Here is a 13,209-nt window from a genome sequence, read left to right on the forward strand (position 1 = left end):
TTCAAACTCCGAAAAGGTCTTGTCCGTCCGAACGGCTCGAAGGCGGCGTCACGCCCAGGTGCCGGTAGGCTGCCAGCGTGGCGATGCGCCCGCGCGGCGTGCGCTGCAGGTAGCCCTGCTGAATGAGGTAGGGCTCGATCACGTCCTCGATGGTGTCGCGCTCCTCGCCGATGCTGGCCGCGACGTTGTCCAGGCCCACCGGGCCGCCGTCGAAGCGGTGGATCACTGCCTCGAGCAGCTTCCGGTCCATGAGGTCGAAGCCCTGCGGATCGACATCGAGCATCGCGAGCGCCTTGTGGGCGATTTCCTCGGTGATGCGGCCGTTGCCCTTGACCTCGGCGTAGTCGCGCACGCGGCGCAGCAGGCGGTTGGCGATGCGGGGCGTGCCGCGCGAGCGGCGGGCGATCTCGAAGCCGCCGGTGTCGTCGGTTTCCACCTTGAGCAGGCGGGCGCTGCGGGTCACGATGAGCGCCAGCTCCTCGGGCGTGTAGAACTCCAGCCGCGCGACGATGCCGAAGCGGTCGCGCAGCGGGTTGGTGAGCATGCCGGCGCGGGTGGTGGCGCCCACCAGCGTGAACGGCTGCAGGTCGAGCTTGATGCTGCGCGCCGCGGGGCCCTCCCCGATCATGATGTCGATCTGGTAGTCCTCCAGCGCGGGGTAGAGGATTTCCTCGACGACCGGGCTCAGGCGGTGGATCTCGTCGATGAAGAGCACGTCGTTGGGCTCGAGGTTGGTCAGCAGCGCCGCGAGGTCCTTGGGCTTCTCGAGCACCGGGCCGGAGGTCTGGCGCAGGTTGACGCCCAGCTCGGCCGCGATGATGTGCGACAGCGTGGTCTTGCCGAGGCCCGGCGGGCCGAACAGCAGCACGTGGTCGAGCGCCTCCTTGCGCTTGCGCGCGGCGCCGATGAAGATTTCGAGCTGCTCGCGCACCTTGGCCTGGCCGACGTATTCGTCGAGCAGCTTGGGGCGAAGGGCCCGTTCGATGGCCTCCTCGTTGGGCGAGGCGGGGGCGGCTGACACCACGCGCTGGGGGGCGGGTGCGAAATCGTCTGTCTGGATGGTCATGGGAGGGGGTTTGGGCTTGAGTTTAGTACCTGCCCTTCACTGGCAGAATGCTTCGGCCATATAACGAACGAGGGGAAGGCAGCACGTGTCGATCTACGAATTGAAGCCGCGTTTCCAGGCCCTGCTCCGGCCGCTGGTGGTCCGGCTGCATGCCATGGGCGTCACGGCCAACCAGGTCACGCTGGCAGCGTGCGTCGTCTCGGTCGCGCTCGGGCTCTGGCTTTTCTTCGCAGCCCCCTCGCTTGCGGCCTTCGGGCTCATACCGGCCTGGATGTTCCTGCGCATGGCCTTCAACGCCATCGACGGCATGCTGGCGCGCGAACACCACCAGCAAAGCAAGCTGGGCGCCTTCCTCAACGAACTGACCGACGTGGTTTCCGACGCCGCGCTCTACCTGCCCTTTGCGCTGGTCGCGCCCTTCAGCCCGTTCTGGATCGGCACGGTGATCGTGCTGGCCGGCCTCAGCGAATTCGCCGGCGCGCTCGGCCCCACGGTGGGCGCCTCGCGCCGTTACGACGGCCCGCTGGGCAAGAGCGACCGGGCCTTCGTCTTCGGCGCGCTCGGCCTCTACGTGGCGCTGGGCTGGCCGCTCGCGGGCTGGACGGCCTGGCTGATGCCGCTGCTGGCGGTGCTCGTGGCCTGGACCATCGTCAACCGCATTCGCCGCGCATTGGCCGAAGCCGATGCCGCCGGCCGCTGAACACATACCTACAAACAGACAGATATCGACAGGGATTCAATGACCGACATCACTTCACGCACAGCCCAAGAGCTTCATTTCCAGACGCACGACGGCGAATCGCTTTTCTATCGCCGCTGGCCGGCCACGGGCGCCGTGCGCCGCGGCGCCATCGTGCTGTTCCACCGCGGCCACGAGCACGGCGCGCGCATGGCGCACCTGGTCGACGAACTCGACCTGCCCGACTTCGACTTCTACGCCTGGGACGCACGCGGCCACGGCCGCTCGCCGGGCCAGCGCGGCTACAGCCCGAGCTTCGGCACCTCGGTGCGCGACGTGCAGACCTTCGTGCATCACATCGGCACCGCACACGGCGTCGCCGAGCAGGACATCCACGTCGTCGCGCAGAGCGTCGGCGCGGTGCTCATCGCCACCTGGGCGCACGACTACGCGCCCAAGGTGCGCGGACTCACGCTGGCCTCGCCCGCCTTCAAGGTGAAGCTCTACGTGCCCTTCGCGCGCGCCGGGCTCGGGCTGATGCACAAGCTGCGTGGTCTCTTCTTCGTCAACAGCTATGTGAAGGCGAAGTTCCTCACGCACGACCCGGAGCGCATCGCGAGCTACGAAAGCGATCCGTTGATCTCGCGGCCCATCGCGGTCAACATCCTGCTGGGCCTTTATGAAGCGGCCGACCGCGTGGTGACCGACGCGAACGCGATCACGCTGCCGGTTCAACTGCTGATCTCCGGCGCCGACTGGGTGGTGCATCACAAGCCGCAGCACCAGTTCTTCGAGCGGCTGGGGAGCGCCGTGAAGACCAAGACCGAACTGCCGGGCTTCTTCCACGACACGCTGGGCGAAAAAGACCGTGCGCCGGCCGTGGCGCAGATCCGCGAATTCATCCTGCAGCGCTTCGACGCGCCGGCCGTGCCGGTCGACCGCACCGCGGCGCACCTCGCCGGCGACACGGCCGACGAATCGCGCGCGCTGGCCGAGCCGCTCTCGCCCCTGTCGCCGCGCGGCGCCTACTGGGCCTTGACGCGTGGCGGGCTGCAAATCGGCGGCAAGCTCTCCAGCGGCATCGCGCTCGGCCACAAGACCGGCTTCGACTCGGGCAGCACGCTCGACTACGTCTACCGCAACCATCCCGAAGGCAAGGGCCCGCTCGGCCGGAACATCGACAACACGTACCTCAACTCGATCGGCTGGCGCGGCATCCGGCAGCGCAAGATCCACGTCGAGGAACTGATCCGCATCGCGATGGAGCGCCTGGCCGAAATGCACCGCGAGGTGCGGGTGATGGACATCGCCGCCGGCCACGGCCGCTACGTGCTCGACGCGGTGCTCGCGAGCCCCGTGAAGGCCGCCTCGATCCTGCTGCGCGACTACAGCGACATCAACGTGCGCGACGGCCGCGCCCTCATCGCCGAGAAGGGGCTGCAGGACACCGCGCAGTTCGTGCAGGCCGATGCCTTCGACCGCATCAGCCTCGCCACGGTGACGCCGCGGCCCACGCTGGCGGTGGTGTCGGGCCTGTACGAACTCTTCCCCGACAACGAGATGGTGCAGCGCTCGCTCGCCGGCGTGGGCGATGCGGTGGAAGACCGCGGCTACCTCGTCTACACCGGGCAGCCGTGGCATCCGCAGCTCGAGATGATCGCGCGCGCGCTCACCAGCCACCGCCAGGGCGAGGCCTGGGTGATGCGCCGCCGCACGCAGGTCGAGATGGACCAGCTGGTGGAGGAAGCGGGCTTCCGCAAGATCGACCAGCGGGTCGATGAGTGGGGGATCTTCACGGTATCGCTGGCGGTGCGCACCGGCAGATGAAAGCCTGGTTCGAACAGCGACCGTGGAAGCGCGCAGCCGCATGGCTGGTGATCCTCGGGCCGCTGTTCTACGCGACCTACGGCTTCGCCAACTGGTGGGCCACCACGCGGGCGAACGTGCCGTCGATGGCCTTCGACTGGGAACGGCAAGTGCCGTTCTGGCCGTGGACGATCTTTCCGTACTGGACGATCAACGTGTTCTACGCGCTGTCGCTGTTCCTCGCGCCCAGCAAGCACACGCTGGACCGGCATGCGCTGCGGCTCGTTACCGCGACCTTGATCGCCTGCACCTGCTTCATCGTCTGGCCGCTGCACTTCAGCTTCGGGCAGCCGCCGGTCGACGGCGCGCCGGCGTTTCTCTTCAATGCGCTGCGTGGCTTCGACCAACCGTTCAACCAGGCGCCGTCGCTGCACATCGCACTCGCCGTGATCCTCTGGGACTGGTACCGGCAATTCATCCGCCCGCTGTGGGCACGGCTGGTGCTGCATGTGTGGGCGTTCGCGATCTGCGCATCGGTGCTCACGACGTGGCAGCACCACTTCATCGACATTCCGACCGGCGCGCTGCTCGGGCTGGTGTGCGTGTGGCTCTGGCCTTTGGAGCGCGTGGTGTCGATGCGGCGCGCCTGGCAGGTCACACGCGATGCACAGCGATGGAAGCTCGCCGGGTTCTATGCGGTGGGTGCGGTGCTGTTTCTCGCCGCGGCCTTGTACGGCGGCGGCGTGTGGCTGTGGCTCGCATGGCCAGCCGCATCGTTCGCCTTCGTGGCGCTCAACTACATCGGCTTCGGCGCGCGCGGCTTCCAGATGAATGGACGCGGCCGCATGGGCTGGGCGGCGCGCTGGATCTTCGCGCCCTACCGGCTCGGCGCCGCGATCAACGCCTGGCTCTGGACGCGCAAGCTGCCCGCTTCGGTCGAGGTGGTGCCCGGCCTGCGGCTCGGCCGGCGGCCCACGCACGCCGAATGGCTCGCTGCCGGCAAGCCGCGGCTCGTGAGTCTTTGCGCCGAGCTGCAGATGCCGGCCGATGTGCCGCACGCGCGCTGCGTGCCCCTGCTCGACCTGACGGTGCCGCCGACGGTTCGCCTGCAGCGCGCGGCCGCGGTCATCGAAGGCCAGCGCCGCAACGCCGATGGTGCGCCGGTGTGGGTTTGTTGCGCGCTCGGCTTTTCGCGCAGCGCCGCGGCGGTGATCGCCTGGCTGGGCCGCTACGGGTCGACCGGCGGAATAGCGCAGGCCGAGGACGCGGTGCGCCGCGCCCGGCCGCAGATCGTGCTGCGGCCCGCATGGCGGTTGTCGCTCGCGCCGCTGAAAACCCTGGAAGTCATACCGAAGGCGCCGCCCCATGACTGACAACGACCGCGCCACCTGCGCCGCACTCGCCGGACTGCTGCGCGCCTTCACGGTGCTGGCGATCTGGGGCTTCGCGCTGACATGCATCGCGGCGCTGGTGCTCGCGCTCACGCTGCGCTCGCTCCCGACCACGCCCGCCATGGGCTTCGGCGCAGTCGTGATCCTCGGCGTGCTCGAGCGCTATTTCGCGTTCCGGCTGCGGCTGGACCAGACGCTGTTCGGCGACCTGGCGCGCGGCACCATCGCCTCGCTGGACGCCCTGGACCGCGCGCTGGACCGCCTGGGCCTTCGCAATGCGTCGCCGCCGCCGTCCACACGGCCGCTCGACGATCGCGTGCAGGGCACCCGCCAGCTCATGCAGCGCCATGCCATCGTGGTCGCGTGCCAGAGCGCCATGTTTCTCCTTGCCTTGATGACACAGGACATCTCTTGAACGAAGAAGACAACAACAAGAACGACAGCGCGCCCGCCCAGGCGCCCGAAAGCACGGCGCTGCGGCGCGGGCTGGCCATCGTCGCGGGCAAGCTGATCATCGGCGCGGCCGGGCTGCTGACCGGGGTGCGCGCGATCTGGTCGGGCACCAGCCCCAAGGCCGAGCAGACGCTGTACTTCGCCAACCACACGAGCCACGGCGACTTCGTGCTGCTGTGGGCGACCCTTCCGCCCGACCTGCGCGCGCTCACGCGGCCGGTTGCGGGGCAGGACTACTGGGAAGCCTCGAAGCTGCGCAACTTCATCGGCAAGGACGTGTTCAACGCGCTGATGATCCGGCGCGACGGCTCGGGCCAGGGCGGCAACCCGGTCGACCAGATGAAGGACGCGCTGGAAGGCGGCGACTCGCTCATCATGTTCCCCGAAGGCACGCGCAACACCGGCGACGAGATCCTGCTGCCGCTGAAAAGCGGTCTCTTTCACCTGGCCCGCGCCTGCCCCAACGTGCGGCTGGTGCCGGTGTGGATCGAGAACCTCAAGCGCGTGCTGCCCAAGGGCACGCTGGTGCCGATTCCGCTGGCCTGCACGGTGCGCTTCGGCACGCCGATCAAGCTGGAAGAAGGCGAAGACAAGAACACCTTCATCGCCCGCGCGCGAACAGCCATGCTCGACCTGCGCCCTGAATACGACCGCAACGACAAGGCCGAGGGCGCCGCATCATGATCGAACTGTCTCCTTTCGCTTGGACCACGCTCAAGCTCTTCGGCGGCGTCTTCGGTGTGCTGGTGCTGGCCTCGGCCATCGGCGCCCTGCTCAAGTGGCGCGTGGCGCACGGCCAACCGCATTCGGTGATCGACAACCTCAACTCGCGCGTCAATGCGTGGTGGGTGATGGTGGCGGTGATCGGCGTGGCCTTCGCGCTCGGCAAGGGCGGCGTGATCGTGCTGTTCTACCTGATCTCGTTCTACGCGCTGCGCGAGTTCATCAGCCTGGCCTATACGCGGCGCGGCGACCACGGGGCCATCGCACTGGCCTTCTTCGTCGCATTGCCGGGCCAGTACTTCCTGATCTGGATCGACTGGTACGGGCTCTATTCGATCTACATCCCGGTCTACGCCTTCCTGCTCCTGCCCATCCTGGCGACGATGGGGGGCGACACGCAGCGCTTTCTGGAGCGCACCTCGAAAATCCAGTGGGGCCTGATGGTGTGCGTGTTCTGCATCAGCCACGTGCCCGCGCTGCTCACGCTGCAGATTCCGGGCTTCGAGGGCCGCAACCTGCTGCTGATCGCCTTCCTGGTGATCGTGGTGCAGGGCAGCGACGTGCTGCAGTACGTGTGGGGCAAGTTGCTCGGCAAGCGCAAGGTGGCGCCGGAACTCTCGCCTTCCAAGACCTGGGAAGGCCTGATCGGCGGTGTGGCGAGCGCCACCGCGCTGGGCGCCGCGCTCTACTGGGCCACGCCGTTCAACCCGTGGCAGGCCGCGCTGATGGCGCTCACGATCTGCCTGATGGGCTTCTTCGGCGGGCTGGTCATGTCGGCCATCAAGCGCGACCGCGGTGTGAAGGACTGGGGCTCGATGATCGAAGGCCACGGCGGCATGCTCGACCGGCTCGACTCGGTGATCTTCGCGGCACCGATCTACTTCCACGCGCTGCGCTATTGGTGGGTGCCGTGAGCGCGGCGGCTGCCAAAAAGGCTGCAAAACCGGCAGCGAAAGCAGAGCGCATCGTCGATGACGTGCCTGTCGAATTCGCGAACGCTGCGGCGCTCACGCGCTGGTACAAGCACCATCACGGCACGCATGCCGGCGTGTGGCTGCGCATCGCGAAGAAGGCCAGCGGCATCGCCTCTGTCGACCACCCCGAGGCGCTCGAGATCGCACTGTGCTTCGGCTGGATCGACGGGCAGCGCAAGAGTGACAAGAGCGATGGCGAACAGTATTTTCTGCAGCGCTTCACGCCGCGCACCGCGCGCAGCACCTGGTCGAAGATCAACCGCGACAAGGCGCTGAAGCTGATCGACGAAGAGCGCATGCAGACCGCCGGGCTGGCCGAGGTCGAACGCGCGAAGGCCGATGGCCGCTGGGAGGCCGCCTACGACGCCGCGAGCGTGGCGACAGTGCCGCCCGACCTGCAGGCTGCGCTCGATGCGAACAAGAAGGCCGCGAAGTTCTTCGCCACGCTGGATTCGCGCAATCGCTATGCGGTGCTGTTCCGCACGCAGGGCGCGAAGAAGGCCGAGACGCGTGCGCGGCGCATTGCGCAGTTCGTGGAGATGCTGGCAAAGGGCGAGAAGATCCACCCTTGAGGCGAAGGCGGTCCTAGTCTTCGTCCATCACCCGCGAGCGGCCCAACCAGAAGCCCAGGATCAAGCCCACCGTGCCGAAGCCGATGGCGCCCCAGAGGCTCAGGAAATTGAAGACGTTGTAGCGGCCCGGCTGCTGCGCCAGTTCTCTCGCCAACTCCGGCTCGACCAGCCCGCCCAGGCTTCGCGCGGCCGCGAAATCAAAGCCCGCATCGCCCAGGTAGTTCAGCGTCAGCAGCATTGGCAGCACGGTCAGGAACGGAAACCACGCACCGCGCACCTTGCGCCAGTTCATGAAGTAGGCGGCCGCCAGCAGCACGGCGCCCGCCCCGATCAATCCGAGCACGATGGGCCGCCGGGCCAGCGGCAGCAGCCAGGGCCAGACCCATTGCAGCGGATAGAGCGGCCACTCCGCCTGCGGCGCGAGGCCGCCCGGCCGCGCAAAGGCCTGCCACCCCAGCGCCAGCGTGGCGCGGCCCACCAGCGCGGATGCGCAGGCGACCGCCGCAACGCCAAGGCAGCCGATGCGCAGCAGGGACGAACGAGGCTCGGGGAAGACATGCGGCGGCATGACGGCCTGCGTGTAGCTGCCGCGGCTCCAGCGCTTGGTGACGACGATGGCCTGCGGCTGCGGCGGTGTCAGGTCGCCGCGGACCAGCCAGTCGACCGCAAGGATCGCCAGTGCGAACGCCATCGCGGCGTTGAGCCATGCGCAGGCGCCCGGCATGTCGATGAGGCCGACCGGCGTCATCATCGGCAGGTTGCCGTAGACGACGCCTGCGCATCCGTAGGCCAGGAGAATCGGCACGCAGCCGATCAGCGCCGCGCGCATGAGCAGCGAGTCGCTGTGGACCGACTCGTGGCGCAGCGCCTCGACGCGCGACCACGCTGCTCGCAGGTTCACCTGGCCAGGGCTTTCAGCGCCAGCTTGATGCCTTCGCTCACCGTCGCGTCCTTCGGCAGCGCCTTGAGCGCGAGTGCGGCTTCCTTGTCGCTGTAGCCCAGCGCGATCAGGGCCTGCAGGATGTCGGCCTGCGCGTCGGAGGCCGCATGCGTCGGCAGGCCGATGTCGGCGCCCAGCTTGCCCTTGAGTTCGAGCAGCAGCCGCTCGGCTGTCTTCTTGCCGATGCCCGGGATCTTCACGAGCCGGCCGAGCTCCTGCGTGGTGATCGCCTGCGACAGCTCGCCCACGCTCATGCCCGAGAGCAGCCCGAGCGCGGTGCGCGGGCCCACGCCGGTGATCTTGATGAGCTGGCGGAAAGCCGCACGCTCCTCGGCGGTGCCGAAACCGTAGAGAATCTGCGCGTCCTCGCGCACCACGAAGTGCGTGAGCAGCGAAACGCGCTCTCCGGTGCCGGGCAGGTTGTAGAACGTGCTCATCGGCACATCGACCTCGTAGCCGACGCCGTTGCAATCGACCACCACCTGCGGTGGGTTGCGCTCGGCCAGGATGCCGGTGAGTTTGCCTATCATGGGTGCCCTTTTTCCTTGAAATGTCCGGCGTGATTCTGCGACACACCTTTACCCCACCGAACAACTCGCGCCTCGGACACCTGTGCGGCCCGCTCGATGCCCATCTGCGCCGCATCGAGGAAGCACTGGGCGTGAAGATCGCGCATCGCCACGAGCAGTTCAAGGTCGACGGCCCCAAGGCCTCGGCGCAGCGCGCGATGGACGTGCTGCAGGCGCTGTACGAAATTGCCCAGCGCCCGATCGATCCGGCCGTGGTGCAGCTCACGCTGGCCGGCGACGGCTCGATGAGCGACGAGGACGCGGCCATGCTCGTCACCCGCCGCGCCGACCTGCGTGCGCGCACGCCGACACAGGCGCTGTACCTGGACAACATCGCCAAGCACGACATCACCTTCGGCATCGGCCCGGCCGGCACCGGCAAGACCTACCTCGCGGTGGCCTGCGCGGTCGATGCGCTGGAGCGCGCGGCGGTGCAGCGCATCGTGCTCACGCGGCCGGCCGTGGAAGCGGGCGAGCGGCTCGGCTTTTTGCCGGGTGACCTGACGCAGAAGGTCGACCCGTACCTGCGTCCGCTGTACGACGCGCTCTACGACCTCATGGGGTACGAGAAGGTGCAGAAGGCCTTCGAACGCAATGCGCTCGAAATCGCGCCGCTGGCCTTCATGCGCGGGCGCACGCTGAACAACGCATTCGTGATCCTCGACGAAGCGCAGAACACCACGGTCGAGCAGATGAAGATGTTCCTCACGCGCATCGGGTTCGGCGCGAAGGCGGTGGTGACCGGCGACGTGAGCCAGATCGACCTGCCCAAGCAGCAACTGAGCGGCCTGATCGACGCCGAGCGCGTGCTCCGGCGCGTGAGCGGCATCGCGATCACGCACTTCACGAGTGCCGACGTGGTGCGGCATCCGCTGGTGGCGAAGATCGTCGACGCCTACGACGGGCAGCGCAAGCGCAGCGGCGCGAATTGAGATGGCGCTGCCGGCACTTTCTCTTTCGCTGCAGTTCGGTCGTTTCAAGGGCGTCGAGCGGCACCGCATCGCGCTGCCGCGCCACCGCGTTGCGCGCTGCATCCGCCATGCGCTGGACATCGACGGCGAGATCACGGTGCGCATCGTCGATGCCGACGAAGGCCAGCGCCTGAACCGCGAGTTTCGCGGCAAGGACTACGCGACCAACGTGCTGACCTTCGACTATGCGCAGAGCCCGGTCGCCATGGCCGACCTGGTGCTGTGCGCGCCGGTGGTCGCGCGCGAAGCGAAGGAGCAGCGCAAGACGCTGGCCGCGCACTACGCACACCTGCTGGTGCACGGCACGCTGCACGCGCAGGGCTGGGACCACGAGACCAGCGAAGCCGACGCCGACGAGATGGAGGCGTACGAAATCCAGATCCTCGCGGAGCTGGGCATCCGCGATCCGTACGGCAAGTAGCTGCTGCTACGCCGACATCTGCAGCGGGATCGTGACCGGCCCGTCGTTGACGAGGTGCACCTGCATGTCGGCGCCGAACTCGCCGGTCGCCACCACCGGGTGCGCGGCGCGCGCCTGCGCCACGAAGTACTCGTAGAGGCGCCGGCCCTCGTCGGGCGGCGCCGCGAGCGTGAAGCTGGGGCGGTTGCCGCCGCTCACGTCGGCCGCCAACGTGAACTGGCTCACCACCAGCAGCCCGCCGCCGATGTCCTGCACGCTGCGGTTCATCTTGCCGGCGTCGTCCGAGAAGATGCGCAGCTTGAGGATCTTGGCGAGCATGCGGTCGGCGAGCGCATCGACGTCGCCGCGTTCCGCGCACAAGAGGATCAAGAGGCCGGCATCGATGGCGCCGACGGTCTGGCCGGCAATGTCGACGCGGGCGTTAGCGACGCGCTGAAGGATGGCTTTCATGGGTGTTCGTGTTCTTTCACGATCTGGGTGGCGCGCGCTTCCATGGTCAGCGGCAAGAGCTGGATGGTGACGCGCAGGCCGGGCACGGCGTCCATCAGGGCCTGCTCGAGCTCGTCGCGGAGGCTGGCCGCGCGCTGCAGGGTCCAGTCGCCGGGCACGTGCATGTGCAGGTCGGCAAAGCGGCGCTGGCCGGCGCCGCGGGTCACCATGTCGTCGAAGCGCAGCCGGCCGCCGTCGGGCTGGCGCGCAGCGAAGGCGTCGAGCGTGGCGCGCACGGTGGCGAGCGTTTCGGCATCGAGCGCTTCGTCCATCAGGCCCTGCGAGGAGCGCCACACCAGCTTGACGCCCTCGCGCACGATGTTCAGCGCCACGCCGACGGCCAGCACCGGATCGAGCCAGAGCCAGCCGGTGAAGTGCACGGCGACGATGCCGACGACCACGGCGGCGGAGGTCCACACGTCGGTCATCAGGTGTCGGCCGTCGGCCTCCAGCGCGATGGAGCGATGGGTGCGCGCCGCGCGGAACAGCACCACCGCCAGTGCCGCATTGAGGCCCGAGCTGACCACCGACAGCGCCAGGCCCCAGCCCAGTTGCTCGAGCGGCTGGGGCGACAGCAGCCGCTGCACCGACACCCAGAGGATCGCCACCGCGGCGCCGACGATCAGGATGCCTTCGAAGCCGGAGGAGAAATACTCGGCCTTGTGGTGGCCGTAGGGGTGGTCGTCGTCGGCCGGCCGCTCGGCGATGGTCACCATTGCCAAGGCGAACATGGCGCTGGCAAGATTGACGAACGACTCCATCGCATCGGAGATCAGGCCCATCGAATTCGTCATGTAGCCCGCCAGCCCCTTGAGCACGATGGTGGCCAGGGCAACGGCCACAGAAACGCGGAGCAGTGTTTTGGGAGTGAGCGTCATGGGCAAGCGGGAGCTGAATCGACAAAAGACGACGCAAAAAACGGCAAAAGGCCGCAAGATGGCGCTGAATTATCGACGTAGTGTCTATATGTAACACCTTGGGCTTAATATTTTGGCTATTGCGAAACATTCTTCGCAGAGAGTCGGGACGATGAAAACCTTTTTGAACATTCTGGGCGGCCTCGCCCTGCTGGGCGCCACCGCGATCGCCCAAGCCCAAACACCTCCGCAGCAGCAGCCGGCCACGCCGGCCGCTGCGGTTGCCGACCTCCAGGCGGGTTTCGTGAAATCGGTGCGCGGCAATGTGCAGCTGCTCAGTGCCGCCGGCACCACCCGAACCGCTGCCGCTGGCGATGCCCTCGGGTCCGTAGACCGCATCGTGACCGGCCCCGACTCTTCGGCCGCCGTGGTCCTGCGGGACGACACGACGCTGGTGGTCGGTCCCTCCTCGCGGCTGGACCTGAAGGAATTCCACTTCGACGCCACCACCCGCGACGGCGGCCTGCTGGTCTCGCTGCTGCGCGGCTCGATGCGCATGATCACGGGCCTCATCGGCAAGACCAACCCCGACGCGGTTCGGGTCGAGACGCAGACCGCGACCATCGGCATTCGCGGCACCGATTTCATCGTTCAAACCGACGGAAAGCCATGATGCCGACGAGCATGTCGCCCCGCCCGCTCCTTCTTCTCTCCACCGCACTGATCACCGCATGGCTCGCCGCCTGCTCGACGCCGGGCACGCGCGTGGTGCTGCTGCCGCAGGCCGACGGCAAGCCCTCCGCCGTCGTGGTGCGCGCCAAGGACGGGGAAGAAGTCCTTTCCAAGCCCTACCAGCGTGCAACGGCCGCGGTGGGCGCCAGCGGCGCGCCGGTGGTCGACCAAGCCGATGCGGCCAAGGTCCAGGCGGAAAACAAGCCGCTTTTCGACATGCGTCCGCCTCCGCCGCAGCGCTACACCGTGTTCTTCGAAGTCGGCGGCACCACGCTGACGCCGGCTTCGCAGCAGATCATGACCGAGGCACTCGCCGCGGCGCTGGCACGCAGCGGCGGCGACATCGTGGTGACGGGCCACACCGACACCAAGGGCACCGGCGAATCGAACGACCAGTTGTCGCGCCGCCGGGCGCAGGAAGTGGTTCAGCTGTTCGTCGAGCGGCAGTTCCCGGCCAACCGCGTCGAGGCTGTGGGCCGCGGCGAGCGCGATCTGGCCGTGCCGACCGCCGACGAGGTGGACGAGCCGCGCAACAGGCGGGTCACCATCGAAGTCCGCTGACCAAG

The 13,209-nt window shown here is 68.0% G+C and carries 16 protein-coding genes; 11 read left to right on the forward strand and 5 right to left on the reverse strand.

Going from position 1 to position 13,209, the window contains the following annotated elements; genetic code table 11:
• Position 1: 1 nt before the first annotated feature.
• Positions 2-1,066 carry a Holliday junction branch migration DNA helicase RuvB gene (gene ruvB, locus QF040_RS20240; protein WP_307649148.1) on the reverse strand — a complete coding sequence of 355 codons (1,065 nt, stop codon included), beginning with the start codon at positions 1,064-1,066 and terminating at the stop codon, positions 2-4.
• Positions 1,067-1,151: 85 nt separating this feature from the next.
• On the opposite strand from ruvB, the gene QF040_RS20245 reads away from it, so the two are divergent.
• From QF040_RS20245 to QF040_RS20275, 7 genes are all read left to right on the forward strand, one after another.
• Complete coding sequence (locus tag QF040_RS20245; protein ID WP_429612543.1) at positions 1,152-1,766, forward strand: CDP-alcohol phosphatidyltransferase family protein; 615 nt, start codon at positions 1,152-1,154, stop codon at positions 1,764-1,766.
• Positions 1,767-1,805: 39 nt separating this feature from the next.
• A complete protein-coding gene (locus QF040_RS20250; protein ID WP_429612544.1) occupies positions 1,806-3,572 on the forward strand; it encodes a bifunctional alpha/beta hydrolase/class I SAM-dependent methyltransferase in 1,767 nt (588 codons plus the stop codon).
• Positions 3,569-4,924, forward strand: a complete 1,356-nt coding sequence (locus QF040_RS20255) for a phosphatase PAP2/dual specificity phosphatase family protein (RefSeq protein WP_429612545.1) — start codon at positions 3,569-3,571, stop codon at positions 4,922-4,924. The genes QF040_RS20250 and QF040_RS20255 overlap by 4 nt, the downstream gene beginning before the upstream one ends.
• Positions 4,917-5,357, forward strand: coding sequence for a hypothetical protein (locus QF040_RS20260; protein ID WP_429612546.1), 441 nt, complete (start codon positions 4,917-4,919; stop codon positions 5,355-5,357). The genes QF040_RS20255 and QF040_RS20260 overlap by 8 nt, the downstream gene beginning before the upstream one ends.
• Complete coding sequence (locus tag QF040_RS20265; protein WP_013543648.1) at positions 5,354-6,079, forward strand: lysophospholipid acyltransferase family protein; 726 nt, start codon at positions 5,354-5,356, stop codon at positions 6,077-6,079. The genes QF040_RS20260 and QF040_RS20265 overlap by 4 nt, the downstream gene beginning before the upstream one ends.
• Entirely contained in the window at positions 6,076-7,032 is a 957-nt protein-coding gene (locus QF040_RS20270; protein ID WP_013543649.1) for a phosphatidate cytidylyltransferase, read from the forward strand. The genes QF040_RS20265 and QF040_RS20270 overlap by 4 nt, the downstream gene beginning before the upstream one ends.
• Before the next feature lie 62 nt (positions 7,033-7,094).
• Positions 7,095-7,664, forward strand: a complete 570-nt coding sequence (locus tag QF040_RS20275) for a YdeI/OmpD-associated family protein (RefSeq protein WP_429612547.1) — start codon at positions 7,095-7,097, stop codon at positions 7,662-7,664.
• 13 nt (positions 7,665-7,677) lie between these two features.
• Here QF040_RS20275 and QF040_RS20280 read toward each other — a convergent pair whose 3' ends face one another.
• Together QF040_RS20280 and ruvA are read right to left on the reverse strand one after the other, a co-directional pair.
• Positions 7,678-8,565, reverse strand: coding sequence for a hypothetical protein (locus tag QF040_RS20280; protein WP_429612548.1), 888 nt, complete (start codon positions 8,563-8,565; stop codon positions 7,678-7,680).
• Complete coding sequence (ruvA, locus tag QF040_RS20285; protein WP_429612549.1) at positions 8,562-9,134, reverse strand: Holliday junction branch migration protein RuvA; 573 nt, start codon at positions 9,132-9,134, stop codon at positions 8,562-8,564. Before ruvA ends, QF040_RS20280 begins: the two co-directional genes overlap by 4 nt.
• Positions 9,135-9,154: 20 nt before the next feature.
• Between ruvA and QF040_RS20290 the strand changes: the two genes are divergently transcribed.
• Both QF040_RS20290 and ybeY read left to right on the forward strand, forming a co-directional pair.
• A complete protein-coding gene (locus QF040_RS20290) occupies positions 9,155-10,105 on the forward strand; it encodes a PhoH family protein (protein ID WP_013543653.1) in 951 nt (316 codons plus the stop codon).
• A 1-nt stretch (position 10,106) separates the two neighbouring features.
• On the forward strand, positions 10,107-10,565 hold the full coding sequence (ybeY, locus tag QF040_RS20295; RefSeq protein ID WP_013543654.1) for an rRNA maturation RNase YbeY: 459 nt from the start codon (positions 10,107-10,109) through the stop codon (positions 10,563-10,565).
• A gap of 6 nt (positions 10,566-10,571) precedes the next feature.
• Here ybeY and dtd read toward each other — a convergent pair whose 3' ends face one another.
• Both dtd and QF040_RS20305 read right to left on the reverse strand, forming a co-directional pair.
• Positions 10,572-11,015 (reverse strand): D-aminoacyl-tRNA deacylase, encoded by a 444-nt coding sequence (gene dtd, locus QF040_RS20300; protein ID WP_013543655.1) that lies wholly within the window; start codon positions 11,013-11,015, stop codon positions 10,572-10,574.
• Positions 11,012-11,932, reverse strand: a complete 921-nt coding sequence (locus QF040_RS20305) for a cation diffusion facilitator family transporter (RefSeq protein ID WP_429612550.1) — start codon at positions 11,930-11,932, stop codon at positions 11,012-11,014. Before QF040_RS20305 ends, dtd begins: the two co-directional genes overlap by 4 nt.
• A gap of 151 nt (positions 11,933-12,083) precedes the next feature.
• Between QF040_RS20305 and QF040_RS20310 the strand changes: the two genes are divergently transcribed.
• Together QF040_RS20310 and QF040_RS20315 are read left to right on the forward strand one after the other, a co-directional pair.
• Positions 12,084-12,584, forward strand: coding sequence for a FecR family protein (locus QF040_RS20310; protein ID WP_429612551.1), 501 nt, complete (start codon positions 12,084-12,086; stop codon positions 12,582-12,584).
• Entirely contained in the window at positions 12,581-13,204 is a 624-nt protein-coding gene (locus tag QF040_RS20315) for an OmpA family protein (protein ID WP_429612552.1), read from the forward strand. The genes QF040_RS20310 and QF040_RS20315 overlap by 4 nt, the downstream gene beginning before the upstream one ends.
• The last annotated feature ends 5 nt before the right edge of the window (positions 13,205-13,209 follow it).

It is taken from the genome of Variovorax sp. W2I14 (assembly GCF_050435205.1).
In the GTDB taxonomy this organism is placed as follows: Bacteria; Pseudomonadota; Gammaproteobacteria; order Burkholderiales; family Burkholderiaceae_C; genus Variovorax; species Variovorax paradoxus_C.

Coding starts and splice junctions, on each gene's coding strand:
- ruvB (WP_307649148.1), bottom strand. CDS start 1,066: ATGACCATCCAGACAGACGATTTCGCACCCGCCCCCCAGCGCGTGGTG.
- QF040_RS20250 (WP_429612544.1), top strand. CDS start 1,806: ATGACCGACATCACTTCACGCACAGCCCAAGAGCTTCATTTCCAGACG.
- QF040_RS20255 (WP_429612545.1), top strand. CDS start 3,569: ATGAAAGCCTGGTTCGAACAGCGACCGTGGAAGCGCGCAGCCGCATGG.
- QF040_RS20260 (WP_429612546.1), top strand. CDS start 4,917: ATGACTGACAACGACCGCGCCACCTGCGCCGCACTCGCCGGACTGCTG.
- QF040_RS20270 (WP_013543649.1), top strand. CDS start 6,076: ATGATCGAACTGTCTCCTTTCGCTTGGACCACGCTCAAGCTCTTCGGC.
- ruvA (WP_429612549.1), bottom strand. CDS start 9,134: ATGATAGGCAAACTCACCGGCATCCTGGCCGAGCGCAACCCACCGCAG.
- QF040_RS20290 (WP_013543653.1), top strand. CDS start 9,155: ATGTCCGGCGTGATTCTGCGACACACCTTTACCCCACCGAACAACTCG.
- ybeY (WP_013543654.1), top strand. CDS start 10,107: ATGGCGCTGCCGGCACTTTCTCTTTCGCTGCAGTTCGGTCGTTTCAAG.
- dtd (WP_013543655.1), bottom strand. CDS start 11,015: ATGAAAGCCATCCTTCAGCGCGTCGCTAACGCCCGCGTCGACATTGCC.
- QF040_RS20305 (WP_429612550.1), bottom strand. CDS start 11,932: ATGACGCTCACTCCCAAAACACTGCTCCGCGTTTCTGTGGCCGTTGCC.
- QF040_RS20310 (WP_429612551.1), top strand. CDS start 12,084: ATGAAAACCTTTTTGAACATTCTGGGCGGCCTCGCCCTGCTGGGCGCC.
- QF040_RS20315 (WP_429612552.1), top strand. CDS start 12,581: ATGATGCCGACGAGCATGTCGCCCCGCCCGCTCCTTCTTCTCTCCACC.